Source organism: Paenibacillus harenae (assembly GCF_030812415.1).
Taxonomy (GTDB): Bacteria; Bacillota; Bacilli; order Paenibacillales; family Paenibacillaceae; genus Pristimantibacillus; species Pristimantibacillus harenae_A.
Window position 1 is genome coordinate 359412 of record NZ_JAUSST010000006.1, and the last position, 23182, is coordinate 382593.

General features: G+C 42.0%; 28 protein-coding genes and 4 pseudogenes. 25 read left to right on the forward strand and 7 right to left on the reverse strand.

The window, feature by feature from the left end:
- Positions 1–103 precede the first annotated feature (103 nt).
- Positions 104–937: a hypothetical protein gene (locus tag J2T14_RS22635; protein ID WP_307206017.1), complete on the forward strand. Its 834-nt coding sequence runs from the start codon at positions 104–106 to the stop codon at positions 935–937.
- Positions 938–1217: 280 nt separating this feature from the next.
- Here the strand turns inward: J2T14_RS22635 and J2T14_RS22640 are convergent.
- Positions 1218–1391 (reverse strand): annotated as a pseudogene (locus tag J2T14_RS22640) (helix-turn-helix domain-containing protein); the annotation flags it as partial.
- Between the two features lie 87 nt (positions 1392–1478).
- Here J2T14_RS22640 and J2T14_RS22645 point away from each other — a divergent pair.
- From J2T14_RS22645 to J2T14_RS22670, 6 genes are all read left to right on the forward strand, one after another.
- The gene (locus J2T14_RS22645) at positions 1479–2741 is read left to right on the forward strand and encodes an RHS repeat-associated core domain-containing protein (protein ID WP_307474420.1); all 1263 of its coding nucleotides are present in this window, start codon (positions 1479–1481) and stop codon (positions 2739–2741) included.
- A gap of 12 nt (positions 2742–2753) precedes the next feature.
- Positions 2754–3587, forward strand: coding sequence for a hypothetical protein (locus tag J2T14_RS22650; RefSeq protein ID WP_307474422.1), 834 nt, complete (start codon positions 2754–2756; stop codon positions 3585–3587).
- A 497-nt stretch (positions 3588–4084) separates the two neighbouring features.
- Positions 4085–4408, forward strand: a complete 324-nt coding sequence (locus J2T14_RS22655) for a hypothetical protein (protein WP_307474424.1) — start codon at positions 4085–4087, stop codon at positions 4406–4408.
- A 115-nt stretch (positions 4409–4523) separates the two neighbouring features.
- Positions 4524–5102 (forward strand): hypothetical protein, encoded by a 579-nt coding sequence (locus J2T14_RS22660; protein ID WP_307474425.1) that lies wholly within the window; start codon positions 4524–4526, stop codon positions 5100–5102.
- 284 nt (positions 5103–5386) lie between these two features.
- Positions 5387–5905 carry a hypothetical protein gene (locus J2T14_RS22665; protein WP_307474428.1) on the forward strand — a complete coding sequence of 173 codons (519 nt, stop codon included), beginning with the start codon at positions 5387–5389 and terminating at the stop codon, positions 5903–5905.
- 449 nt (positions 5906–6354) lie between these two features.
- Positions 6355–6555, forward strand: coding sequence for a hypothetical protein (locus tag J2T14_RS22670; protein ID WP_307206011.1), 201 nt, complete (start codon positions 6355–6357; stop codon positions 6553–6555).
- Here the strand turns inward: J2T14_RS22670 and J2T14_RS30955 are convergent.
- Positions 6527–6640, reverse strand: a pseudogene (locus J2T14_RS30955) (RHS repeat-associated core domain-containing protein); the annotation flags it as partial. The gene J2T14_RS22670 and the pseudogene J2T14_RS30955 overlap by 29 nt on opposite strands.
- A 26-nt stretch (positions 6641–6666) precedes the next feature.
- Here J2T14_RS30955 and J2T14_RS22675 point away from each other — a divergent pair.
- The 16 genes and pseudogenes from J2T14_RS22675 to J2T14_RS22745 all read left to right on the forward strand — a co-directional run bounded on the left by J2T14_RS22675 (position 6667) and on the right by J2T14_RS22745 (position 17755).
- Positions 6667–8502, forward strand: coding sequence for an RHS repeat domain-containing protein (locus J2T14_RS22675; protein WP_307474430.1), 1836 nt, complete (start codon positions 6667–6669; stop codon positions 8500–8502).
- A 14-nt stretch (positions 8503–8516) separates the two neighbouring features.
- A complete protein-coding gene (locus tag J2T14_RS22680; RefSeq protein WP_307474433.1) occupies positions 8517–8837 on the forward strand; it encodes a hypothetical protein in 321 nt (106 codons plus the stop codon).
- A gap of 284 nt (positions 8838–9121) precedes the next feature.
- Complete coding sequence (locus J2T14_RS22685; protein ID WP_307474435.1) at positions 9122–10936, forward strand: glycohydrolase toxin TNT-related protein; 1815 nt, start codon at positions 9122–9124, stop codon at positions 10934–10936.
- Complete coding sequence (locus J2T14_RS22690; RefSeq protein ID WP_307206009.1) at positions 10936–11157, forward strand: hypothetical protein; 222 nt, start codon at positions 10936–10938, stop codon at positions 11155–11157. Before J2T14_RS22685 ends, J2T14_RS22690 begins: the two co-directional genes overlap by 1 nt.
- A 285-nt stretch (positions 11158–11442) precedes the next feature.
- Positions 11443–11778, forward strand: a complete 336-nt coding sequence (tnpA, locus tag J2T14_RS22695; protein WP_307206008.1) for an IS66 family insertion sequence element accessory protein TnpA — start codon at positions 11443–11445, stop codon at positions 11776–11778.
- Positions 11772–12125 (forward strand): IS66 family insertion sequence element accessory protein TnpB, encoded by a 354-nt coding sequence (gene tnpB / locus J2T14_RS22700; RefSeq protein ID WP_307474437.1) that lies wholly within the window; start codon positions 11772–11774, stop codon positions 12123–12125. Before tnpA ends, tnpB begins: the two co-directional genes overlap by 7 nt.
- A gap of 71 nt (positions 12126–12196) precedes the next feature.
- A complete protein-coding gene (locus J2T14_RS22705) occupies positions 12197–12490 on the forward strand; it encodes a transposase (RefSeq protein ID WP_307474439.1) in 294 nt (97 codons plus the stop codon).
- Positions 12491–12510: 20 nt separating this feature from the next.
- A complete protein-coding gene (gene tnpC / locus J2T14_RS22710) occupies positions 12511–13356 on the forward strand; it encodes an IS66 family transposase (RefSeq protein WP_307474441.1) in 846 nt (281 codons plus the stop codon).
- A 29-nt stretch (positions 13357–13385) separates the two neighbouring features.
- Positions 13386–13751: an Imm8 family immunity protein gene (locus tag J2T14_RS22715; protein WP_307474443.1), complete on the forward strand. Its 366-nt coding sequence runs from the start codon at positions 13386–13388 to the stop codon at positions 13749–13751.
- A gap of 240 nt (positions 13752–13991) precedes the next feature.
- A complete protein-coding gene (locus J2T14_RS31095; protein ID WP_444939714.1) occupies positions 13992–14165 on the forward strand; it encodes a CDI toxin immunity protein in 174 nt (57 codons plus the stop codon).
- Between the two features lie 20 nt (positions 14166–14185).
- Positions 14186–14413, forward strand: a complete 228-nt coding sequence (locus tag J2T14_RS22720) for a hypothetical protein (protein ID WP_307474445.1) — start codon at positions 14186–14188, stop codon at positions 14411–14413.
- 11 nt (positions 14414–14424) lie between these two features.
- The gene (locus tag J2T14_RS22725; protein WP_307474447.1) at positions 14425–14970 is read left to right on the forward strand and encodes a hypothetical protein; all 546 of its coding nucleotides are present in this window, start codon (positions 14425–14427) and stop codon (positions 14968–14970) included.
- Between the two features lie 107 nt (positions 14971–15077).
- Positions 15078–15511 (forward strand): annotated as a pseudogene (locus J2T14_RS22730) (IS66 family transposase); the annotation flags it as partial.
- Between the two features lie 206 nt (positions 15512–15717).
- Positions 15718–16833 carry a sensor histidine kinase gene (locus J2T14_RS22735; RefSeq protein WP_307474449.1) on the forward strand — a complete coding sequence of 372 codons (1116 nt, stop codon included), beginning with the start codon at positions 15718–15720 and terminating at the stop codon, positions 16831–16833.
- 629 nt (positions 16834–17462) lie between these two features.
- Positions 17463–17609, forward strand: coding sequence for an RHS repeat domain-containing protein (locus tag J2T14_RS22740; protein WP_307474451.1), 147 nt, complete (start codon positions 17463–17465; stop codon positions 17607–17609).
- 8 nt (positions 17610–17617) lie between these two features.
- Positions 17618–17755 (forward strand): hypothetical protein, encoded by a 138-nt coding sequence (locus tag J2T14_RS22745; RefSeq protein WP_307474824.1) that lies wholly within the window; start codon positions 17618–17620, stop codon positions 17753–17755.
- 191 nt (positions 17756–17946) lie between these two features.
- Here J2T14_RS22745 and J2T14_RS22750 read toward each other — a convergent pair whose 3' ends face one another.
- The 4 genes from J2T14_RS22750 to J2T14_RS22765 all read right to left on the reverse strand — a co-directional run bounded on the left by J2T14_RS22750 (position 17947) and on the right by J2T14_RS22765 (position 20687).
- Positions 17947–18405, reverse strand: coding sequence for a DMT family transporter (locus J2T14_RS22750; RefSeq protein WP_307474453.1), 459 nt, complete (start codon positions 18403–18405; stop codon positions 17947–17949).
- An 81-nt stretch (positions 18406–18486) separates the two neighbouring features.
- Complete coding sequence (locus tag J2T14_RS22755) at positions 18487–19185, reverse strand: Crp/Fnr family transcriptional regulator (RefSeq protein ID WP_307474455.1); 699 nt, start codon at positions 19183–19185, stop codon at positions 18487–18489.
- Positions 19186–19238: 53 nt separating this feature from the next.
- Positions 19239–19664, reverse strand: a complete 426-nt coding sequence (locus J2T14_RS22760; protein WP_307474457.1) for a DMT family transporter — start codon at positions 19662–19664, stop codon at positions 19239–19241.
- A gap of 102 nt (positions 19665–19766) precedes the next feature.
- Entirely contained in the window at positions 19767–20687 is a 921-nt protein-coding gene (locus tag J2T14_RS22765) for an MmyB family transcriptional regulator (protein ID WP_307474459.1), read from the reverse strand.
- Positions 20688–20830: 143 nt separating this feature from the next.
- Here J2T14_RS22765 and J2T14_RS22770 point away from each other — a divergent pair, with 143 nt between their 5' ends.
- Complete coding sequence (locus J2T14_RS22770; RefSeq protein WP_307474461.1) at positions 20831–21772, forward strand: zinc-binding dehydrogenase; 942 nt, start codon at positions 20831–20833, stop codon at positions 21770–21772.
- A 320-nt stretch (positions 21773–22092) separates the two neighbouring features.
- Here the strand turns inward: J2T14_RS22770 and J2T14_RS22775 are convergent.
- Positions 22093–22381, reverse strand: a pseudogene (locus J2T14_RS22775) (IS66 family transposase); the annotation flags it as partial.
- Positions 22382–22674: 293 nt separating this feature from the next.
- Here J2T14_RS22775 and J2T14_RS22780 point away from each other — a divergent pair.
- A complete protein-coding gene (locus tag J2T14_RS22780; protein WP_307474463.1) occupies positions 22675–23127 on the forward strand; it encodes a hypothetical protein in 453 nt (150 codons plus the stop codon).
- The last annotated feature ends 55 nt before the right edge of the window (positions 23128–23182 follow it).

The window sequence follows — 23182 nt, forward strand, 5'->3', positions numbered from 1 at the left end:
GTATTCAATAACATGATTCTTACTATGGCTTGCAAATACACATCCTTACCAAGCTACACAGACTGGGGAATCAACTCAAGTTTTCGAAGGAGGCTTTAAACATATGAAAATAAGTATTTTGTTATTTCTTGCATTTGTATTAGTAGCTTGCGGCAATATTAAATATGAACAGGGTCCTACATTTATGTCAGATAAACATAATGGAAAAGAACCCGAAAAACAATATGAGAACACCACAAAAGATAATAAGGTTAATGTAGAAGATGGAGAAAAAAAGATTGAAATTAAAAAGATGGTTTACACAGATCGTGAAATAAACATTCAATATCCTGAAATCGTTAATTCAGGCGACACAGAAATGGAGAAAAAAATAAATAAGTTAATCGAAAGTGAAGCTCTAAAAATAATAGACACTTTTGACGGAGAAGTTGCTAATCTTGCATTAGATGTAGTTTATACTCCAATGTGGATCGGAGAAAATTTTTTGAGCGTTATTTATGGAGGAACTAGCTACGTTAATGACGGAGCACATCCGACCAATATTTTCTTTACAACTAATATTGATATTAAGAAAGGTGAAAAAATTAGGCTGCAGGATACAATTCGTATTGACGATAACTTTATTGAATTGTTCAAGACAGGGAAATATGTGCAGTTTGACTCTGAGTTAAATGTCGGTGCGGAAAGCAAAGACGAAATAAACATATTCACGAACGAGGAGTTGAAAAATTACTTTCGTAATTCTGATGAAATAAGTGACCTTAATGGGGCGAATGTTTTTACCTATTATACAGAGGATTCACTTGGAGTAAGCATAGAAGTTCCACATGTTTTGGGGGATCATGTGGAGTTTGAAATCAATTTTCGGGATTTAAAACAAAATATATTACCTAATAGTGCAGTATGGAATGATATTGAGGCTAGTTTCTCTCAATAGGTTCAGCATGACCAATAGTACAAACTTCAGAATAAATCTTTATGGAGATTAAGAGCGAAGAAAATGTAAGTAGGACGGGTTATCTCATGGACTTTGCAAAGGATTCATCAGAAGATTCAAGGTATTAAATTAATCGGGAATTTCTTTTACCAGATGCGAGTGTAACAACTCCATGGGGTCTTTCTTTTACCCCCACCCAGTGCCGAATGAATTGGGTAGCACGTCCATAGAACCTAATTTCTTTCATAATAAAATGAAGACCGCCTTTCAAGGGCGGTCTTCACTCATCTTCAGTATCTATTAAATCAATGATTTTACGAATATCTTCAATTTCTAAAGCCTCAGCAATCCGCTCAATATGGCCAAAGTTTATATTCTGCCGTTTATAATTGGCCAATTCACTAAGCGCTGCATGGCGAATGTCTGTTAAACGAGATAACTCGCGAAGGAAAACCGTCGGGGTATGTCACTATTGTAAGTTGTCCGGACATACAAAGGCGATACGTGGGCGATCACGGAAGAGCGCGACGGCAGCGGCAATGTGACCAAGTCGTATACCTTTGATGTCAATGACCGACCGCTCTCCATCACGATGGAAGGACAAACGTTCTGGTACGTCTATAACGGTCACGGCGACGTGGTGGCACTAACGGATAAGGACGGCAAGGTAGCGGCCAGGTACGAGTACGATGCATGGGGTCTTGTCACCCGTATGTACAACGGTTTAGGAGAACGCGTACGCGAGGGCATCGGCTGGATCGGCGACCTAGGCACAGGCAACGGTAGCCCTGGCTCGACACAAGGTCCGGAAGACGAAAGTGGAAATACCGATCCGGATTACCATCCGGGTATTGGCAATGCTGCTGAGGGTACAGAAAGCACGGATGGAACGGAAGCTGTTGAAGCGGCATCGGATGCAGAAGATGAGTTGTCTGCTCTTCTAGCTGAAGTGGATATCGAGCCGACCGCTGATATTACAACGGAGCTCGTCAAAGAGAATCCATACCGCTATGCAGGCTACTATTGGGATCGGAAGACGCAATACTATTACTTGCAAGCTCGCTACTATGACCCGCGACTAGCTCGGTTTATTTCTGAGGATACCTATGAAGGGCAAATTGATAATCCGCAAAGCTTGAATCAATATATGTATGCAGAAAATAATCCGCTTACCTATATTGATCCAACGGGGCACATTGTTGATACAATAGCTGATATCGTTTTTATTGCAATAGATGTTGTTGCAATAGCTGCCAATCCAATGAATCCATGGAACTGGGCCTCGTTGGGAGCAGACGTTGTTGGTTTATTTACTCCTGGTGTGACTGGACTTGGACAAATCGTTCGAGGAGCGACGAAAACGGAGATAAAGGCAGCCAGATCTGCATTAGTGAAATCATTCAAGGGAATGTCTAAATCTGAAATCCGCGGAACTATTCAAATGGGAAAAATGATATTAGATTATACTACCTTGAAGGAGATTGCTAAGGGTATTTCAGGAATACAAGTGCATCACTTGATTGAAAAGAGGTTTGCAAAAAATTTGGGTATTAAACAAGATGATATTTTGTCAACCGCAATTGATCCAGGGACACATACCAAAATTACAAATAAATTCAGAGAGCTAATTCCGTACCGAAATTCTAAAAATGAATTAAACACTAATACGGCGAAAGCGGAAGATATATGGGATGCAATTGTGACTGTATATAGTGACAAAACTATTTTATATGTTGATGAAGGGAAAAAATATATTGAGGCTCTTAAACCGTTTTTTAGACAAAAAGGAGTTAGTGTTGATTAGGGAGGTATTTGAATGAAGAGATTCGCCAGAATAGACATCCACACAACAATAAGTGAAATTGATAAAGTAATACCTATCATCAGAGAACAGATATCGTTTGAAAATGACATTGAACTGAAGACATATTCTAATAGGATTATGATTAGAAATCTTATCGTCGGCGATAGTATTTATCAAAGTATAATAAAAAAATCTCAAGAATTAGGACTAAAACATAAAATATTTGAACGCAGAGAATATACAAAAAAAGAAATAGCTAGCGCAGTTCTATTAGATGCAGAGTTTTATGCTCCATACGAGAATAGAGATAAAACGGATTCTGAAGAATTAGGTACGTTGTATGATTATTCTATAGCTTGTCCAAAATGCGGAGAAGGAAAAAAGCAAATAACAGATTTGATGATTGATGCTAAAGGGATGGGGAAGCAAAACATTGCGCATCATGATCCGGATATAATTGTCACGGAGTATACTAAAAATGTAATCGAAAATAGTGGACTTACTGGCTGCGAATTTCGAGATGTGTTTGATTATAAGGATAGACCGTTACCACAAAAGCTCTATCAGTTAGTCATAACGAGTATTTTACCAGAAATGAAATATGATGCCATGAGGATTGAATATGAGAATCATTGTGACATATGCACCCGCAATGCGATAATGCGTTCGGAAATTATATATGATACCGATAAAGTCACAACATATGCAGATTTCAATCAATCTTTAGAGTTTTATGGAATTGGCGGAGGGAATCTAAAACGAACGATTGTTAGTGCGAGGGTGAGGGATGTGTTGATTGAAAATAAAATTAAAGTATTTCAGTATGAGCCTGTTAAGCTCGTGTAAATAACGTAGCTTATTCAGCTCTTGTTGAGACCTTGGGGGAATGCCTTCAAGGTCTCTCTTTTTGGCGAACGGATTCGGGAAGTCAATTACAGCTTAGATATTCCAACACATGAACGACTACACTTACGTCATTTTCAAAATTATTATGCAAGAACAAATTAATGCCGTTTTCCTTTGTTTTGGGATGGAGTTCGATGGGGAGGCGAGGAAAAGAATGATTCTGTTTTATGCATATCGGATCCGACTGTACCATAAACAGAAAAACAATGGGCAAAAAACTGATATATAATAAAACGGTAAATAGAATTGACACCTTTTAAAATGCTACTTCAACAGGACCTACAACAAATGGAAGTCGAGGTTTTTCTATCAGTCTGTGATATTCAGAGCATAAAAAACTATGTTTTTAGGTTTAAGAACAGCGGTTCAAAATGAGATTAATCAATTGAAGATCAAATATCCGAGCTATAAATTTTCAACTCAGTTTGGAGGCTAATATGTCTGTTAGTGTGTTTAGAATGAATCAAGAGGATGATTCTTTTGAACTAGGCTTTGAAATACCAATATCTCGCGAAGAATTCTTTACAAAGTTTTGGCAACGAGCTATTGAGGAGTTAAAAATTGCTCGGATTCAGAATGGAATAGAATTAAAAAAAGAGCAGTTGGATTCTACACTTCTGGATCTAGAAAAATTGAGAATATGGGCACAATCTAATCTTAAGAATAATGATTTGGAATATATGGTCGCTAGGATCGATTTGCGTATTAATAAATTACCATTAGCTTTTAAAACAGATAATACCATTTTATGGATTGGATAGCTTAGGGTAAGAGAGGAGATTGCGCTTAAATTGAGCCCATACTTTTATTGGGAGTATGAAAAGTGGACTAAAGATTTTACAAACCATAGCTTATGATAAAAGAGGTTAATATTAAATGTATCCTATAATAAAAGCCCCATTCGAAATAATACCACTTGAAATAATGACCAAAAGAGAAACAGATGATTATTTTCAGTGGTTTATTTCGCAAGTGCCATCGAGAATCGAAATCTTATCTACCTATTATGAGCAAACCAGTAAGGAGAGAAAATCAGGTTTAAACTTATCACAAGATTCATTGATTACGTTATGGGAATGGTTTGTTCCTAATATTCAACGGGTAACAAAGACAACCGAAGAAATTCAAGAAGAAATGAGTAATGCTCCAGAATGGTTAAAAGAAGAAATTGAAAATGACACTCTAAAATTTAGTGATGAGACAGAAACAATGATTATTGATATTGGAATTTACTTTGGAGCTGTAATTCTAAAATCGTATAGCAATTTAAATTGGGGAGTAATTCGTAAGCCGAGAAACTATGTTGACGTTAATCAACCAGTAATTGTTGGATTTAAACATGGAGCATTAAATCCAATAAGGGTTGTTACTAACTGTGCTTTACAAACAATCGATGAACAATTAAATAACAAAAAGTTATACGAGGTATACAATATTTGGAGTAAGTATCTGTAGCACACATTCGATGTTTGAATAAACCGAAATTATACGTACAATGCCCCGTAATCAGTTTGTGGCCACATGCGAGCGAAACAGCTCCATGTGGTTTTTTAGATTTTGGATGCTACTTTCCCGCAAGCTCACCAGTCTATGTCCCAATTGTTTTTTGCAAGTGGCCTCAGCTTTTTTTTAGCAAAACTCTGCATTTTTCACTTAAAGTTTGGGGGATAAGACTAAATGGATAATAGTGTATACTGTTAAAGAATAAAAAAATTTTACAGAAAGAAGGGGGTTTCTTCATGAAAAAACGAATTCAAGAAGAACTGTGGAATGATTTTGTGAGTATGGTTAAGGAATCAACCACGAATTACGAATCGTATTACTCTTCTTTAGTCTCTTGGGTAAAAAAGCATCGGAGATATTTCACGAATGATATATTAGCAAAAAGCTATTTGAACATATTAATGAGTCTAGAGCCCAAAAAATATATTGTAGATGATCCTGAATTTAAACTGGATTCTGAGCTGAATTGGTATATACGCATTAAACCCACTAATATTAGCATTAACTATTTAAACGCCTTGATCGAAAGTAGGCTATGGGATATGGTTACCATCAGATCAAAGAAGGAGTGCCCAAACTGCCTACATGGTGGTTTAAGGTATTTATTATTGGAAAGCAAAGATGAAATATTATTAGAATGCAGTGAATGTGCATGGACTGAAAATGCTGATGGAACTAAATATGACGGAGGTATTGCCAGAATGTTACCAGCAAATAAGATGGATCTACAGAGGCATGGAATTTATAACAGTTAAAAAATCAGATGGATGTATAAAAACAGTGGGCAAGCCATTGATGCTCTTGTAAAAAAGTTGGATTTATCTGGATTATATGAGTTTGCCAAGATTGGGAGTATGAAGTATCAAATGCACCTGATTATTCTAACTTAAATCAGGCAGACTGATAGTGTTAGCAGTCTTAAGGGCGTTATGACGTCGAACAGCGGCTATTTCTGCATCGCTTGTTTAAAGACATACAGCATTAATTGTCCCTTATGCTCATGATGAAATCTTTGAACCACATCATCAAGCGTCAACTTGGCTGAAGGTTCTATTGATCAAAGCCAAGCAATTCTTTGAAGCGTTTATTAGCCACATGCGAGTTAAATAACTCCATGTGGTTTTTTTTTATTTTCATTTTATCATAAGTCAACCTGCCTCCGGGCAAACAAAAGAAGCCTTTTGAACGGATTCGTAAAGTCAGGTTGGGTCGTCGGATTAGCAAAACGCAGTTCAATCATACGGGATCGACGCAGGAAGTTACCCAATTCACGTATAAAGGCGATACGTGGGCGATCACGGAAGAGAGCGACGGCAGCGGCAATGCGACCAAGTCTTATACGTTCCTCTACCCAAATCGTCAATTTGAGTCCACTTCATATGACCGGTCGGATCGATATAAGTAAGCGGGTTATTTTCTACATACACATACTGATTCAAACTTAGCGGCGTATCGATCTCACCCTCATACGTATCCTCGGAAATAAAACGAGCAGGGTTGCGGTTGGCTGAACGCATTGGAGAAAGGCAACGGCAAGAAGCTTGGACTTTACAAGAAGCTCGGCGAAGCTTTTGCAGACGCTGAAGGGGCGGGAACAAGCGTAGAAGTGGCCGAAATGTTTGAAACCGGCAAAATCGAACATCTGCTAGCAGCTATCGACAACATCGTCAACGGCGAAGTCAATCTGCCGCCGGGCGAACAGACGAAGCTTTTTGAACGGATTCGCGAAGTCGGCAAAGGGTATACGGTCATCGGCACGAATTATACGTATAATGCCCGTAATCAACTCATCCATCGTGAAAATGCGATCCGATACGAGGAATACGACTATACGTATGACGACGCTGGCAATCTGTTGACGGACAGTCGCAGTAAATACGAGTGGAATGCGCTCGGACAACTGACGAAAGTGACGTTCTCGGATGGTTTTGGGGAGAAATATGCCTATGACATGCTGGGACGCCGCATTAGCAAAACGCAGTTCAACCATACGGGTTCGACGCAGGAAGTCACCCAATACACGTATAAAGGCGATACATGGGCGATCACCGAAGAGAGCGACGGTAGCGGCAATGTGACCAAGTCGTATACATTTGATGCCAATGACCGACCGCTCTCCATCACGATGGAAGGCCAAACGTTCTGGTACGTATACAACGGTCACGGCGACGTTGTGGCACTGACGGATAAAGACGGCAAAGTAGCGGCCAGATATGAGTACGATGCATGGGGTCTTGTCACGCGCATGTACAACGGCTTAGGTGAGCGCGTACGCGAGGGTATCGGCTGGATCGGCGACCTAGGCACAGGCAACGGCAGCCCTGGATCCGTTCAAGGTCCGGAAGACGAAAGTGGAAATACCGATCCGGATTACCATCCGGGTATTGGTAATGCTGCTGAGGGTACAGAAAGCACGGATGGAACGGAAGCCGTTGAGGCAGAATCGACTGTAGATGGTGAGTTGTCTGCTCTTCTAGCTGAAGTAGATATCGAGCCGACCGCTGATATTACAACGGAGCTCGTCAAAGAGAATCCATACCGCTATGCAGGCTACTATTGGGATCGAAAGACTCAATACTATTACTTGCAAGCCCGGTATTATGACCCGCGTCTAGCTCGGTTCATATCAGAAGATACGTATGAAGGTGAGATCGATACACCGCTGAGTTTGAATCAGTATGTGTATGTAACTAATAATCCACTTAACTATATAGATCCTAGTGGACATCAGCAAATAGACATCGGTGTGGTTTATACACAAGAAGATAAAAACTCAATTGCCTACTATCAAGCTATCTTTGGGCTTGCCAAATCACTTGGATATAAGGACCAAATGCAGGCAGCACATGCCCAGGCAAATCTTATTAGATTAAAGTATCAATCCAGAATTGATAGAACTATATATGCTGACAGTCTGTTTAAACCGGGAACAATAGTAAGATCATTAACATTGGATATGTATAATGAATTACTATATGGTAATGTAAGAGAGATTAGATTAGTAGATGATCCATTATTTATTGGTATGGGTTTTATAACGGGTGCCCGCCAACTTAGATCGGGATATGTCATCACTAAAGAAGCAATTGATGCAGTCATGAAACAGTGGGGTAAGACAAATGGTCAAAAGGCTGTTCAGGCTTTTAGTAAATCCGTGGCTAAAGGCTTTGTTTCTAAAGAAGGTACAAATGGAGTAAAGGATATATCATCAGCAGGATTGCAAAAAAAAGGGATTAAATATACTGTAGAAATTAAGGTTAAGAATAAAGAATTTAGTGATTATCGAATTTATGGGTATCAAAAAAAGGATGGGACTTATGTTTTTGATTGGTTTAGTAAAGCTCTACATTAATGAGGAGACTATATATGGATACATTAAATCTTAAACAGTTCTTAATTGAAAAAAAATCGTTTGAAAAGGCAGCTAGAGGTTTCTGGAAGTATGTATTATCCTGGAAAGAGGATGATCCAGAAGAATTTTATGATGCATTTCAAACAAACGATATTTCTTCAATAACAATCGAAAATGAAAAGATTGCTCTTGTTATCCACTATCGGTCTGAAGAGCCGATTGAATTCGTTCAATCCACTGTAAATGTTCTACTTAACGCTCAACTTATTGCACAATACCATTACCTCCAAGAATTAGATGGAGAAGTAATGGATGATGTTCTTCAATTTTTATAGAATCAGAGCTTTCTTAAGTAGATATTTGTGGCACTTAATTTCTCAGTAGATTAATTTACTTGAAAAAAGAGAGTGAGTTAAATTATTCCCCATATACTGGATACTTAAGGGATTCAACTAGCCTAGCTACATGGAGTGTAACAACCTCTATGTAGCTTTTTTCTTGTGATTAGCCGTAGTCGAATAAATCAATGGCGTCTCTGAATTATCTATTGAATGGTAATGGCTAAAAGCTTGGAGCTGCTTACGCTGACTCTGAGGGAGCAAGCGTTGAAGTAGCCACGATGTTTGAAACGGGCAAAATCGAGCATTTGCTAGCCCATATAGACAACATCGTCAACGGCGAAGTCAACCTGCCGCCGGGCGAACAGACGAAGCTTTTTGAACGGATTCGCGAAGTCGGCAAAGGGTATACGATCATCGGCACGAATTATACGTATAAAGCTCGTAATCAGCTTGTCCATCGCGAAAATGCGATCCGCTACGAGGAATATGACTATACGTATGACGACGCCGGCAACCTGTTGATGGACAGCCGCAGCAAATACGAGTGGAATGCGCTCGGACAATTGACGAAAGTGACGTTCCCGGACGGTTTTGGCGAGAAATATGCCTACGACATGTTGGGACGTCGTATTAGCAAAACGCAGTTCAATCATACTGGATCAACGCAGGAAGTGACGCAATACACGTATAAAGGCGATACGTGGGCTATCACGGAAGAGCGAGACGGCAGCGGCAATGTAACCAAGTCGTATACGTTCGATGCGAATGACCGACCGCTGACTATCACGATGGAAGGTCAAACGTTCTGGTACGTCTACAACGGTCACGGTGACGTTGCGGCGTTAACGGACAAAGACGGCAAAGTAGCGGCACGTTACGAGTACGATGCTTGGGGCCTAGTATCTCGTATGTACAACGGCTTAGGTGAGCGCGTACGCGAGGGCACCGGCTGGATCGGCGACCTTGGCACCGGTAACGGCAGCCCTGGATCCGTTCAAGGTCCGGAAGACGAGAGTGGAAATACCGAACCTGACTACCATCTGGGTATTGGTAATGCTGCTGAGGGTACAGAAGGCACGGAAGCCGTAGAAGCGGTATCGGTTGCAGAAGATGAGTTGTCTGCTCTTCTAGCTGAGGTAGATATTGAACCGACTGCTAATATTACAACGGAGCTCGTCAAAGAGAATCCATACCGCTATAAGGGTTACTATTGGGATCGCAAGACGCAATATTACTACTTGCAGGCTCGGTATTATGACCCACGTCCAGCAAGGTTTATATCTGAGGATACGTATGAGGGCGAGATTGAGAACCCACAAAGCTTGAATCAGTATATGTATGTTGAAAATAGTCCTATAAGTAACGAGGATCCAACTGGAAAATGGTGTAGAGCAATTGTAAATAGTAAGCTTTATTCGCACCCAGGATATTGTAACAGTAGCGGCCCTAATGTGGATTATATTGAGGATAGCAACGGCTCTAACTTTGGTAGATCTATAATTAATGCAGGTAAGGTCACAGGGCAATGGTATCCAAATAATGCATTTTATCTTCCATGGGATAAATCGGGTATATCGGATGCATTCATTGGTTGTGCCTACGATATCAATTGCTCTGGTTTTGTGGGATTTGGAATTACTGGAGTATCTGTTCAACTGGCCAAGGTTCCTAGTTTAGTGAAAACGACAGTTTCCGTTGTTAAAAAAGTATGGACCTGGGCGAAGAATTTGACTAAGGGTACGGGTGAAAATAAGTGGATTGACGATGCTGGAAATATAATATGGCCAAAGAATGAAGGGTTTGCAGGCACACCGAAAGATATCACTCTTCAACCGGGTACGAAAATTGATAGATATGGTTATGAGTCGGGTACGTTCGTTTCTCCTCAGGGAACGCCATATAATATGCGTTCTTTAGCTCCCGGAACAGAGAACAAACCTTATAATGTGTATGAGGTTGTAAAGCCATTGGATGCAAAAGGTGGGAAAATTGCACCATGGTTTGACCAACCTGGTGGAGGTACCCAATATAAGTTAAATCAGAGTATTGAGCAATTAATAAAAGGCGGCTATATAAGGAGAGTGGAACCCTGATGAAATTACATGAGTTGGAATCAAAACTAAAGTCATCAAACATTAGACCAGATATGTATTCATTAACAGGAGGTCTTCCTAATGAAGCATATTGTATAGGTCAACAAAACGGAATATGGGAAGTTTATTACAGCGAACGCGGAAGTAAAACAAGCCTTAAGACCTTCCAATCAGAAGAAGAAGCTTGCCAGTATTTTCATGACTGGTTGCTCAAAAAATGACATATCTGAAGAAAACCTTGATCGAGTGCTCGTCACTCAATCAAGGTTTTTCTTTTAACCCTATATTCTCCTATTCCCTGAACATCAGAACGCCCTAAAATCGAAACTCGTGCGCTAAAAAGGCATACTGAATCAGCAGTTTAACAAACAGCTCGTTTTTGAATACAGAAAGCTCATACAAGTTATTTGGCTATGAATACGTAAGCGTCAAACCCCGCACACCTACAATTCATTCATGAGTCATGAGAAAATAAAGGCATCCTAAGAAAGTCGGGAGGTTACCTCATGACAAAAAAAGAACAACGACGACGTGAATGGATGACCCGCATAGCAGACTACAAAGCAAGCGGTCTTACGATGACCGCCTGGTGTACAGCTAATCACGTTACCCTGGAACAATTAAAATATTGGACCCGAACACTCAAAAAAATTGCAGCAGCGACAGACACTGCCTCCGGTTCACCTCGCTTCATCCCTGTTTCTGTGTCAGAGTCTGCCTCTTCCCGCATGTCTGCCTCGCCGCTAGTCGTACAAATTGGGCACGCTAGCATCTCGCTTCAAAGCGGCTTTAACCCGAAGCTGCTTCGTGAAGTTGTGAAGGCTTTAAGTGAAACATGCTGACGCTATCGCATGCTCAGCAGGTTTATCTCGCTACGGGATTTACCGACTTGCGCAAATCGATCGATGGTCTTGCTGCACTCGTGCAAGAAGGTTTTGGTTTGAATCCATTCTCTCCGAGTCTGTTCGTGTTCTGCAATCGTGGACGCAACAAGCTTAAGCTCCTTTACTGGGATGTCAACGGCTTCTGGCTTTTTCACCGAAGACTGGAACGAGGAACGTTTCAGTGGCCGACCAGCAGTGAACAAGTCGTCAGCATCTCTTCCCGCGAGCTTCGCTGGCTGCTCGATGGACTTTCGCTTCATCAGCGACAAGCCCATGCCGTAGTCGCAGTGGAAACGGTCGTGTAGCAGCCATATGTTCGCCATTTCGCCATCTAATCGAGCAGGGAACGGCCAGGAGCATGGCGAAGATATGTCAAATGAAAAAATCATCGGAAACTTCACTTACAATAGATGAACTACAACAACAAACAGCCAAACAAGCTCAGAAAATCGCAGAACTCTCAGCCGAGCTCAATTGGTATAAAGAACAGTTTCACTTGGCCCAGCAGAAACGCTTTGGCTCATCCAGCGAGCGGACACATCCGGATCAACTGACCTTGGAGCTCTTTAATGAAGCAGAACCGAGGCGAAGCCAGACCTGCCAGAGCCAACGGTCGAAGAGATCACCTACAAGCGCACGAAAAAGGTCGGCGCTCGTCAAGCGAAGTTAGATGAGCTGCCCGTTGAGACAATGACATATAAGCTGAGCGAAGAAGAGCAAGTATGTCCTTGCTGCGAAGGTAAACTGCATGAGATGAGCACGGAAGTGCGGCGGGAGCTGAAAATCATTCCTGCGGAAGTGAAAGTAATGGAGCATGTGCGCCACGTCTATGCCTGTCGTCGATGCGAACAGGAAGCAACAAGCACGCCCATTATTACAGCCCCGATGCCAGCGCCTGTGGCGGCAGGTTCTCTTGCTTCGCCGTCCATTCTCGCCTACATCATGAGCCAGAAGTATGTAGACAGCTTGCCGCTTTATCGGCAGGAGCAGGCCTTCTTGCGTTTGGGTGTCGAGCTGTCGCGTCAGACGATGGCCAATTGGCTCATTGCCGGCAGCGAGCGTTGGTTGACGCCGTTGTACAACTACATGCATAAAGAATTCTTGCAACGCGACATCGCACAAGCCGACGAAACCACCCTGCAAGTACTCAAGGAACCAGGACGTGCTGCGCAGACGAAATCGTACTTATGGCTTTATCGTACGGGCAGATTCGGTCCCGACATTATCCTCTATGATTATCAGTCCGGACGAGGCGGCGAGCACCCTGAAGCGTTTCTCGCAGGATTCAAGGGCTACTTGCAAACCGATGGCTACAGCGGTTACAACAAAGTGAAGAACATCACTCAGCTCGGTTGCTGGAGTCATAATGGTTATACTTGGTACATTAGTAGCGGTGGAACAAAAAGGGTTAGGGTAGGTAAAAAAGCTAGTAAGCCAGGTGAACTAGAAGCTAACTACGAAACATTCAAGAACTCGTTTGACTTTTCTCGTGACAATCAACTTACAAATTACCATGTAACTATACAACAGCCGTAAAACAACAGAGGAAGAAGGAGGAATAAGTTTTGATTATTCCAGAATTAAAGGATATTGTTTTAATAGGGAACCCTACGGTTACAGGTAAATTAGAAGTTGACGAGAATGTCGTTTTAGGAGATGACTTTCTATTATCAGGAACAGCATGCATTGGAACTAAAGAGTCTAGTGCAGGTGATTATTTTGATTTCACTGTTATTACACCGAAAGCACTTGAAAAAAAAATAAGAACAACAAACTTTATTTATGGACGCGGTTATTTCATTGTTAGTGAATTCAATTATGCAATTATTAAAGAAAAGATAGTGAGCATAATTTCAAATTGTAATGGAGAATCATGGGAGGAGATTGCTCTTAAATTGAGCCCATACTTCTATTGGGAGTATGAAAAGTGATAGAAACAGCTTTTACGACCTTGAGGGTTAATACCTCAAGGTTTTTTTATAGTCATAATGAATTGTTGAAAAAGGCTTAGCGTTATCTTTGTTGATTGCTGATGCAAACCAATATGGAGATTTTACTACTGGAAAACACAAAAGTGAATGAAGAAGGTAAGATAAAGTTTAAGAATTATCAAGTTGTTGAAGTGGAAAAAATAGAAAGAAAAGATTTAAATTAGGATTTCTAAGTTACCAGTGATTAAAACCAAATTAGAAACTATCTTAAAAGCGTTAGATGACGTGTTTGCAGTTAGTTTTGATACAAGGATTTATAGGCCCGACTATAGAACAATTATTGATTTTTTCCATAACATTTTTGGAATGGTCATTCATTTGAAGCTTTTAAAAATCAAATCCCACATTTATTGAAAAATAGAACAAGAGAAGCAGTGGAAAAACAATTATCAAATGTTAGTTTCTTTAATAAAAATTTAAGCAAAGAGAAGGTTACTTCTTATGTTGAAAAAGCATTTAATGAGGCGTTAAAAAAAGGAGTCACTGATGGAAGGTATACAACAAAAATTAATGGAGAAAGTATAACAGTTGCAATTGATAAAGGTGTTTTTCAAACAGCATGGGGAACGTATAAAAATAGACTTTCTGATTTCGGTTATTAGGAGGGATGGATATGTTCAGTTTGTTATATAGATTTGTGGACAGTGACCTCGAATACTTTTCAGTATCAAGCGCAGAGCAATTTGAGCGGGAGGTTGGTGATATATCTGGTCAAATTGAGCTTAATTTTAGTGATAATGTAGTAGGTTTTTATGATAAGGAAACACAAATTGGTAACGAGCTCATACTTCTATGGTTTATAAGACTAAATGAAGTTCTAGATCTATTAGAGAATAAACCCTATGTTGCTATGAATATAGTAGAGAACAATGACTGGATTGAATACATTAAAGAGGGAGATGTGTTGAAAGTGAATTATATCCAAAATCCCAGCAACGATGATGTAGGTTTTATTACTGACATTCCTTTTTCTAATCTTGAAAAAAGATTATGGAGGAATGTGAGAATAAACTATAATCAATATAAAAATGAGATAAAAAACAAATCAATAGATTTACTGTTGCAAATAAAGAAATTAAATCAACAATTACTGGTGACAAGTAAAGTTGCTAGAATAAAAAAATTTTACCAACAAACTCTTGTTTTAGATGTAGAATGATGATTCGAATGAGACGTATGTGTTCTTGTTACGCGCATGTACAATGGCTTAGGCGAGCGCGTACGCGAGGACATCGGCGGATCGGCTATTTCGGCACCGGCAATGTGATGAAAGCTTATCTACTAAGGCAGGATGTGCTTCATGCAGATGAGACGACGCTGCAGGTGCTGCGTGAGCTTGGGAAGACTGCTCAATCGTCCTCGTATTTGTGGCTGTATCGCACCGGAAGCGGTGTATCGACGGCGGTCATCTACGATTACCAGAAGACAAGTGGCGGCGAGCATCCACAAATCTTCTTATCCGGGTTCAAAGGTTACCTGCATGTCGATGGTTATGCGGGCTATCATAAGGTTCCTGGTGTGACTCTTGTGGGGTTTGGGCACATGCGCGGCGTAAATACGATGAAGCGTTGAAAGCAGCCCCGTCAGCGACGAGAGGTAACAAGGATTCGGTAGCTAGTCAAGGACTGGCTTACTGCAATGCTCTCTTCGCCATGGAGCGCGAGCTGAAGGATGCTTCGCCAGAACGATATGCCGAGCGAAGCTTTTAGCACTCTAAAATTCGCGGCGTTGAATACTAAATGCGAAACCCTCCTTAAAGTGAAGAAGAGAAGCCCCTTATGCTGAGGCGTAAGGGGCTTTTTCGCTGTTCAGTCGTTCGGGACAGGGGGTGCAGTTTATTTGCAAAAAAAGGAGTTGAGCGATATTTATCGAAACTAACAAGAACACTTTCAAGGAGCTAATAATAATGGATGAACTACAATTCATGACGGTTTTACGAAATAATAGAGATCCAATTATACATAATTGGCTGCATGAGTTTCATGAGAACGGGTTACAGATTTATGAGGAGACAAGCTTTTTGCAGGAAGCGCACAGCTATTTCACCTTTATGATGGATACTGATATTCCTTTTGAAGAGCATGAGCATGTAAAGCGGGTTCCGTATTATTATAAAAATCTTTTTGAAAACAAAATATCAAGCAGCGACTTGCTCCGCAGCAACCACATATGGAGAAATTCGCTGATGCGGTTTATTGAGGAGGAGCTGCACGATCAGCTTATTCCCATGCATGCGGTCAGAAAAATCAATCACCGGCTGGATCAATTCGAACGCTACGTATTCGTTTATTATAACGAGTGTACGGATCGTCTCCTGGCAGATAAGGAGAGCACCATTACGGAGCTGCACGAGGCTCGAATGACAATTATCGGGAAGATGGCTGCAAGCATGGCCCATGAAATACGAAACCCGTTAACCTCGGTTCTCGGTTTTATCAAAATGATCCGTCATCAAATATCAAACCGTTCTTACGACAAGCTCATTCCCTATTTGGACATCATCGAAATCGAGTTTCAGAATATACAGATGCATATTACCGGCTTTTTATGCTTCTCCAAAAAAGACGTAATCGAAGAATCGTTTGTTGATGTTTCATCCAGATCGGTCATCGAGACCGTTATTTCATTAATCCAGCCCCGGATCATTGATGAAAACATCGAGCTTACTTTTGATTCAATCCGGGACACAACCCTGCATATTCAAAAAATCGCCATTCAACAGGTTTTATCCAATATTTTAATTAATAGCATAGATGCCATGTACCAAATCGAAGGGGGAAGAAAAATTAATGTATCCAGCAGGCTTGATGGGGAAAATTATATAATCTCCGTTACCAACAACGGACCGGAAATTCCCAGTTCGATGAAAGATTCGCTTTTCACGCCTTTTGTGACGAGCAAGAAGGAAGGGACGGGGCTTGGGCTTGCCATAAGCAAGCAGATCATGAATCGAAATAAAGGGGACATTCTATTTACCTCGAATCCCGAGGAAACGACGTTTATGATGGTGTTCCATCTCTAATATTCATAATCGTAATAAGGTCAACGGGGGATTTCTATGCATGCCAACTTTCGCGAACACAGGACGGAAATGAAAGTGATCATTTCAGGCACAACGGGAATGGTGGGTGAGGGAGTGCTGCATGAATGTCTTAATCATCCGGATGTAAGTCAGGTATTAGTCATCAACCGAAAGCCTTGCGGCGAACTCATCCTAAACTCATCGAAATGATTCACAGTGATTTTTATGATTTATCACCTATTGAGCAGCGGTTAGTCGGATATGATCTTGTTTCTTCTGTCTGGCGTTTCGTCCGTAGGCATGAAGGAGGCCGAATATAGCAGACTTACCTATAATATGACCCTATATGTGGCTGCTGAAAGGCTGATTTCGGTAATTAACCGATGTCAGCTTTTCGATTTTATAGTTATTTACTAACGATTCTTTAGGAATAAGCCATGAAGATCACGCACGTTAACCTGCCGCCGGGCGAGCAGACGAAGCTATTTGAACGGATTCGCGAAGTCGGCTAAGGGTATACGGTCATCGGGACGAATTATACGTATAACGCCCGTAATCAGCTCATCCATCGCGAAAATGCGATTCGTTACGAGGAATACGACTATACGTATGACGACGCTGGCAACCTGTTGACAGACAGTCGGAGCAAATACGAGTGGAATGCGCTCGGACAGCTGACGAAAGTGACGTTCCCGGACGGTTTTGGCGAGAAATATGCCTATGACATGCTGGGACGCCGCATTACCTGCAAGCTCGCTACTATGACCCGCGTCTAGCTCGGTTTATTTCCGAGGATACGTATGAGGGTGAGATTGAGAACCCTCTTACGTTAAATCTTTATACGTATGTAAGTAACAACCCATTAAGCTATACTGATTCTAGTGGTCATAGGCAGATAGAGGGCGAAAAAGATGCGGATTAGCATTTCTCCTTCTCCGGGACGTTTCAACGGTTGTTCAACAATAGTGAAGTTCGAATCGCTTGGCTCACCATTCGGACGATTAATAAGCAGAACTTGACGGTTTAGTTCGATTTTCATGTGATTTCCTACCCTTCAATTCATACATATGATTTGCGAGGAATCTATCAAGAGAAATGCCTGCTGATTTTAAGTCATTTTAGTCGACTTCCGGTCTCACGTCCGCTTAATTTAAATACAAGAATGCCACCGACTATGACCAGCACACCTATCAACTGGTTGAAAGTAAAAGGAACCTTGTCCAGACCCAACCAGCCTAGCGAGTCCCACAATAAAGCAAACCCTAGCTGGGATATCAGAACGATAGAGACGGCGAAGGTGGGACCCAGCAGCCTTATCCCTTGTACCAGGCAAATGACGACTCCTACTCCGATCAAACCGCTGATCCAATACCAGGGCTGCATGTTTTGAAAGGAGAACATCTGTTTTCCTGTAAAAATTAAACCGATAGTCAATGAAGCTGAGAATCCCATCCCCAATACTAAGGTTGTTGTTGCCCAAGATCCCGCATGTTCATTCACCTTACTGTTGAAAATATTTTGCAAGCCGACCAGTGAACCCGCGATAAGCGCCATTATTAGTCCTGAAATCATAAGCTTTTCTCCCTTACCTGCTGATTTTACTCCGATTCATAATCGGTATAGCACGGTTTGCCTGCTGCATGAAGAATAAGTTTATTTGTAGATATTGTGATTTGCCAACGCACTTAATCCTTCCCTGTCCTTAACAAGGATGAAGTCTTTGTTTCGCTCAATCAGACCTTCTTTACAGAACTTTTGGATGACCCGATTCAGATGTCTGTAGCTGGTTCCAATTAAGTTCGCTGCATCCGTTAGACTGGATGTGCTTAATTGTCCTCTAAATAAAGAATCAGATTCATCAAAGGATACAGACAGCAGATAACTTGCCAATCTTACTTCCACCGGATACATCAAATTGAAACTCATGGAATTGGATTTAATAAAAAACTTTTTTGTAATGATTTCTAATAAAAATTGCAGCAGCGGGGAATAATCGCTGCCATATTTTTTCAACCACCGACAATGAACACCGATCATACAGACAGGCGATACCGCTTCAACCGTATTGATCGTGTCGATACCCCGTATATATTCAATGTCCCCGATGACCTCAAGCGGTGTTTTAAAAGAAATAACAAGCGTCCTGCCTTCTACCGAGGTGGTATAGATCTTAATCTTCCCCTTTACAAGCACATACAGATACTGTAAAGGTTCCCCTTGGGAACAGATAAGTTCACCTTGATCAAAGATGTATAGCGACAAATGCGGTTTTAATGATTCATTAAATATAGATTCCATTTGATGAGCATGCAAATAACGACTCAATTGCTCAGAATCTTTAATTTCTTTCATTACTTGGTTTAACCTCCATCCTTTCGCCTGAAAATTCCGGAATGTACAATCAATTAAAATTTTAATATCACCACACCGGCTATCATCATTCCGATACCGATAAACTGCGGCAGCCTCATCTTCCGCTTAACTACGCCGAACCAACCGTTACTATCGATTAAATAAGTCAGACACAGCTGGGCGATCAGCAGAGCAGATATTGTAAAGGTAACACCGATCCGCTGAATAGCCGTGACATTACTGAAGATAATGACCGCAGCTAAAGCACCGCCGGTTAGATATAATGGCTTCACTTGCTTAAAGCCTTGCCAATTTCCATCTCGGACGAACATCAGGATAAGTAAGGCCACTATAAATCCGGTTAATTGGGTAATCGCCGCCGCTTGCCAAGTGCCAATATCCTGACTAATCCGGGAATTGGCTACTCCTTGCAATGTAATGAAGGCTCCTCCTAAAAAAGCAAATATACTCCCTCTCAAGTTTTCACTCTCCTTCATTTGGACTTAACCATTATTAAATAATAAATTCAGGTACTTGGGAAAGGACAGATGTCCTCAGCCAGTAAAACCCCAAACAGGCGCTCAGACGTAATTTTTCAACTTGTCATGAAGAATTCCTTCGACAGGGCATCCCAACCAGGTAAATAAATTTCGGGCAGGCTCATCCTCGGGCAGAAAAGCTTCGATTCGGGGGTACATGCGGCTGCTGACGGATATATGGATTTGTCGGAGACGAATCGGCATCCATTCGGTTCCTTCACCCATCCGGGCCATCACGACCTTTGATTGCGATATATCGCTTTCGGAATCTGTTACTTCCCGGCTCCAATACGTTTTAAAATCGTTAAGCTCATTAAATTGCCGGATCAAATTACGGTACCATGCATCATAACGGCAATACTTATTATTCTGTTTGAAGGTCTGGATACCATATACCGCATGCGATTCCCATTGTTGAAATGCAGCGGCATCGAAAGTAGAACGTGAACGGATCGGATATTCGGAATTAAAATGGAGATGGATCATACTCCTGCGCTGAGGGGGAAGTTCTTTAACCGGTATCCCATATAAAAGGCCGAAGGCTTTATTCGCTTCAACGATTTCGAATTTATGGGTAGCGATAATCGCCGGTAGAGGGAGCGCGTTCATAATCAGATGAGACTGTTCCAACGCGAGCTTCAGCGAGCGCCCTTCAAGCTCGCGATGCTCCGGAACATACCCGGCAGCAAGAAGCAAGTCGTTGCTCTCCGAAGATGTACATTCTAGATAGTTGGAAATCGCAAGAACGGTTTCCCTGCTCGGCAGACGTCGCGAACGGTTAGTCAGCAAGTTTTTATAAGTTGCGCATGCCTCGTCGTTCAGTTCTTGTTGAGTAAAACGTTTTAGCATGGGATGGGATTGTTCCCGGTACTTGTGCCAGCGGCTTGTTCGGATCGTTTCGATTTCTCCAAGAAGCGTTTTTAACACTTTAGCTTCCGAACGAAGATCCAAGTGAAAGTCCATATTTCCATCTCCTCTCCAGAAGGACAATATTAAACAGGTGTAGTTTTGCACTTGGTCAGAAGTTGTCGACATATTATACTTCCCCTATAAGAAGCCGGTCAAACCCGGGACTTAATTATAAATAGGATCTGGAGGAGATAGAGATGGTGCGTGCTATTGTATCTGACCCGCTTGTTTTCGGGCGGTTTACATTTAGGGAAGTGGAGATGCCTCCACCTGCCCCATCGGAAGCAATCGTTCAAGTCAAAGCTATCTCCTTAAACCGCGGGGAAGTGAGAGACGCGCTAAACGGGGAAGAAGTTACAAAGCCCGGTTGGGATTTTGCCGGGGTTGTATTGAAGCCTGCGCAAGACGGAACCGGTCCGAAAAAAGGAAGCCGCGTTGTCGGTCTGCTCCCCATTGGCGCTTGGGCCGAACAGGTTGCGGCCAGAACTTCTTGGCTAAGCGAAATTCCGGAGACAGTTACGTTTGCTCAAGCAGTCACATTGCCGGTTGCGGGGTTAAGTGCGCTGTATGCTCTCCGTAAAGGGGGACTTCTGCTGCATAAGCGGGTATTGATTACAGGTTCGACCGGTGGCGTTGGTCAGTTCGCTCATCAGCTTGCCACTATGGCGGGAGCATATGTCGTCGGAACGGCCAGAACGGAGAAGAGGGCCGAATTGGTTCGTGATGCCGGAGCGAGCGAAGTGATTGTGGGAGAATCCTATTCGGCTGCAAGAGGGCTCGGACCATTTCAACTGATCTTGGACACGGTGGGAGGTGACATGCTGGCGGGTCTTCTTTCGACGCTGGTGTCTGGAGGAATCTGCGTGACGATGGGATATACCAACTCTCCTTACGCTTCCATTGATGTTAGAGATTTAATCCATAAGGGAGGGACTACTTTGTATGGGCTGTTTCTACTGGAGGAATTGAACCGCTATTCGGGCGCCGATGATTTGCGTCTTCTTGCACAGTTGGTCGCAGAAGGAAGACTTCTTCCCCGAATTGAAGTGGAAGCATCATGGAAAGAGATTCAATCAATCGCTGCCCGGTTGATGGAACGGCAGTATACCGGAAAGGCCGTTCTGCATGTAGACGAGTAAGATGGATGAGAAGGGATAACATCTTCGAACTTATATCCATAACCGAAATCGACAAACATATATATCTAGCCGAATTGTAAGGACGTCTGGCTGTCCAAGAAGTAGATCGCTGGTTATATACTCCCGGTTTCTCGGAAGCAAGTCGTAGAATAGGCACTAAAACGAAGAAGATCACCAAACACCTTGCCAAATTGGCTGGGTAGGGGGATCTTCTTTTTATGTAAGCTTCCATCACGTACAACTAGCTCCATCTCCATCTAAGACCAAAAGTTTTGCGATACCTATCCCATAACGCGACAAGTAATCGGAAGCATAGATGACTATGGCAAATAAGGCTCGAGCGCCTCTGGATTTTGTGAATCCGGAAGCTGTGGAAGCTGCTCGAACAGGTACTTTAAATATTGAAATGGAAGAAGTCCGTTTTCCTTCGCCGTCTCGATGACGCTGTAGATCGCCGCACTTGCCTTCGCGCCGCGAGGCGTATTCGCAAATAACCAGTTCTTTCTCCGATTACGAATGGCTTGATCGAGCGCTCACTGCGATTATTATCGATCTCGAGCACTGATTCAGGCTGTAAGCAATCGCTTTTCCAACCAGACTCTTCGGCAATAAAATCGAGCGATTTTGTAGGTGAATTTCATATGGACTTGAGAAATGGAGTGATCTATTTTGATGTCATAAGTGAATAGATAAGAAAATCTCATGTTTATACCTACTGCGAGAAGAAGTATACAACTTGTTTGTGACTGGTGGTATCTATTGGCCTTGAGGGTGGGAAATCCTCAAGGCCATTTTTTGATAATTGAATAATTATTCTGCCAGCCGCTATCGACAATATCGTCAACGGCGAAGTCAATCTGCCGCCGGGCGAGCAGACAAAGCTATTTGAACGGATTCGCGAAGTGGGCAAAGGGTATACGGTCATCGGCACGAATTATACGTATAACGCCCTTGATCTTGATTGGCTATGCCTTTCAAGGTTTCTTTTTTATGACATTGTCGATCGCCGAATTGGTCTTGGCGGGCTGAAATCACTGGAAAGAAAGGAAAACGGTAAAAAGCTTGGCGCTGCTTTCGCTGACTCTGAGGGAGCAAGCGTTGAAGTAGCCACGATGTTTGAAACAGGTAAAATCGAGCATCTACTTGCAGCGATCGACAACATCGTCAACGGCGAAGTCAACCTGCCGCCGGGCGAGCAGACGAAGCTTTTTGAACGAATTCGCGAAGTCGGCAAAGGGTATACGATCATCGGCACGAATTATACGTATAACGCACGTAATCAGCTTATCCATCGGAGAATGCGATTCGTTAAGAGGAATACGATTATACGTATGACGACGCCGGCAACCTGTTGACGGACGGCCGCAGCAAATACGAGATACGAGTGGGATGCGCATAGAAAATAAAATC

Bases quoted from the DNA above. Each gene is read 5' to 3' on its own strand.
- J2T14_RS22635 (WP_307206017.1), top strand. From the start codon at position 104: ATGAAAATAAGTATTTTGTTATTTCTTGCATTTGTATTAGTAGCTTGC.
- J2T14_RS22650 (WP_307474422.1), top strand. From the start codon at position 2,754: ATGAAGAGATTCGCCAGAATAGACATCCACACAACAATAAGTGAAATT.
- J2T14_RS22655 (WP_307474424.1), top strand. From the start codon at position 4,085: ATGTCTGTTAGTGTGTTTAGAATGAATCAAGAGGATGATTCTTTTGAA.
- J2T14_RS22660 (WP_307474425.1), top strand. From the start codon at position 4,524: ATGTATCCTATAATAAAAGCCCCATTCGAAATAATACCACTTGAAATA.
- J2T14_RS22665 (WP_307474428.1), top strand. From the start codon at position 5,387: ATGAAAAAACGAATTCAAGAAGAACTGTGGAATGATTTTGTGAGTATG.
- J2T14_RS22680 (WP_307474433.1), top strand. From the start codon at position 8,517: ATGGATACATTAAATCTTAAACAGTTCTTAATTGAAAAAAAATCGTTT.
- J2T14_RS22685 (WP_307474435.1), top strand. From the start codon at position 9,122: ATGTTTGAAACGGGCAAAATCGAGCATTTGCTAGCCCATATAGACAAC.
- J2T14_RS22690 (WP_307206009.1), top strand. From the start codon at position 10,936: ATGAAATTACATGAGTTGGAATCAAAACTAAAGTCATCAAACATTAGA.
- tnpA (WP_307206008.1), top strand. From the start codon at position 11,443: ATGACAAAAAAAGAACAACGACGACGTGAATGGATGACCCGCATAGCA.
- tnpB (WP_307474437.1), top strand. From the start codon at position 11,772: ATGCTGACGCTATCGCATGCTCAGCAGGTTTATCTCGCTACGGGATTT.
- J2T14_RS22705 (WP_307474439.1), top strand. From the start codon at position 12,197: ATGAAAAAATCATCGGAAACTTCACTTACAATAGATGAACTACAACAA.
- tnpC (WP_307474441.1), top strand. From the start codon at position 12,511: ATGACATATAAGCTGAGCGAAGAAGAGCAAGTATGTCCTTGCTGCGAA.
- J2T14_RS22725 (WP_307474447.1), top strand. From the start codon at position 14,425: ATGTTCAGTTTGTTATATAGATTTGTGGACAGTGACCTCGAATACTTT.
- J2T14_RS22735 (WP_307474449.1), top strand. From the start codon at position 15,718: ATGGATGAACTACAATTCATGACGGTTTTACGAAATAATAGAGATCCA.
- J2T14_RS22750 (WP_307474453.1), bottom strand. From the start codon at position 18,405: ATGATTTCAGGACTAATAATGGCGCTTATCGCGGGTTCACTGGTCGGC.
- J2T14_RS22755 (WP_307474455.1), bottom strand. From the start codon at position 19,185: ATGAAAGAAATTAAAGATTCTGAGCAATTGAGTCGTTATTTGCATGCT.
- J2T14_RS22765 (WP_307474459.1), bottom strand. From the start codon at position 20,687: ATGGACTTTCACTTGGATCTTCGTTCGGAAGCTAAAGTGTTAAAAACG.
- J2T14_RS22770 (WP_307474461.1), top strand. From the start codon at position 20,831: ATGGTGCGTGCTATTGTATCTGACCCGCTTGTTTTCGGGCGGTTTACA.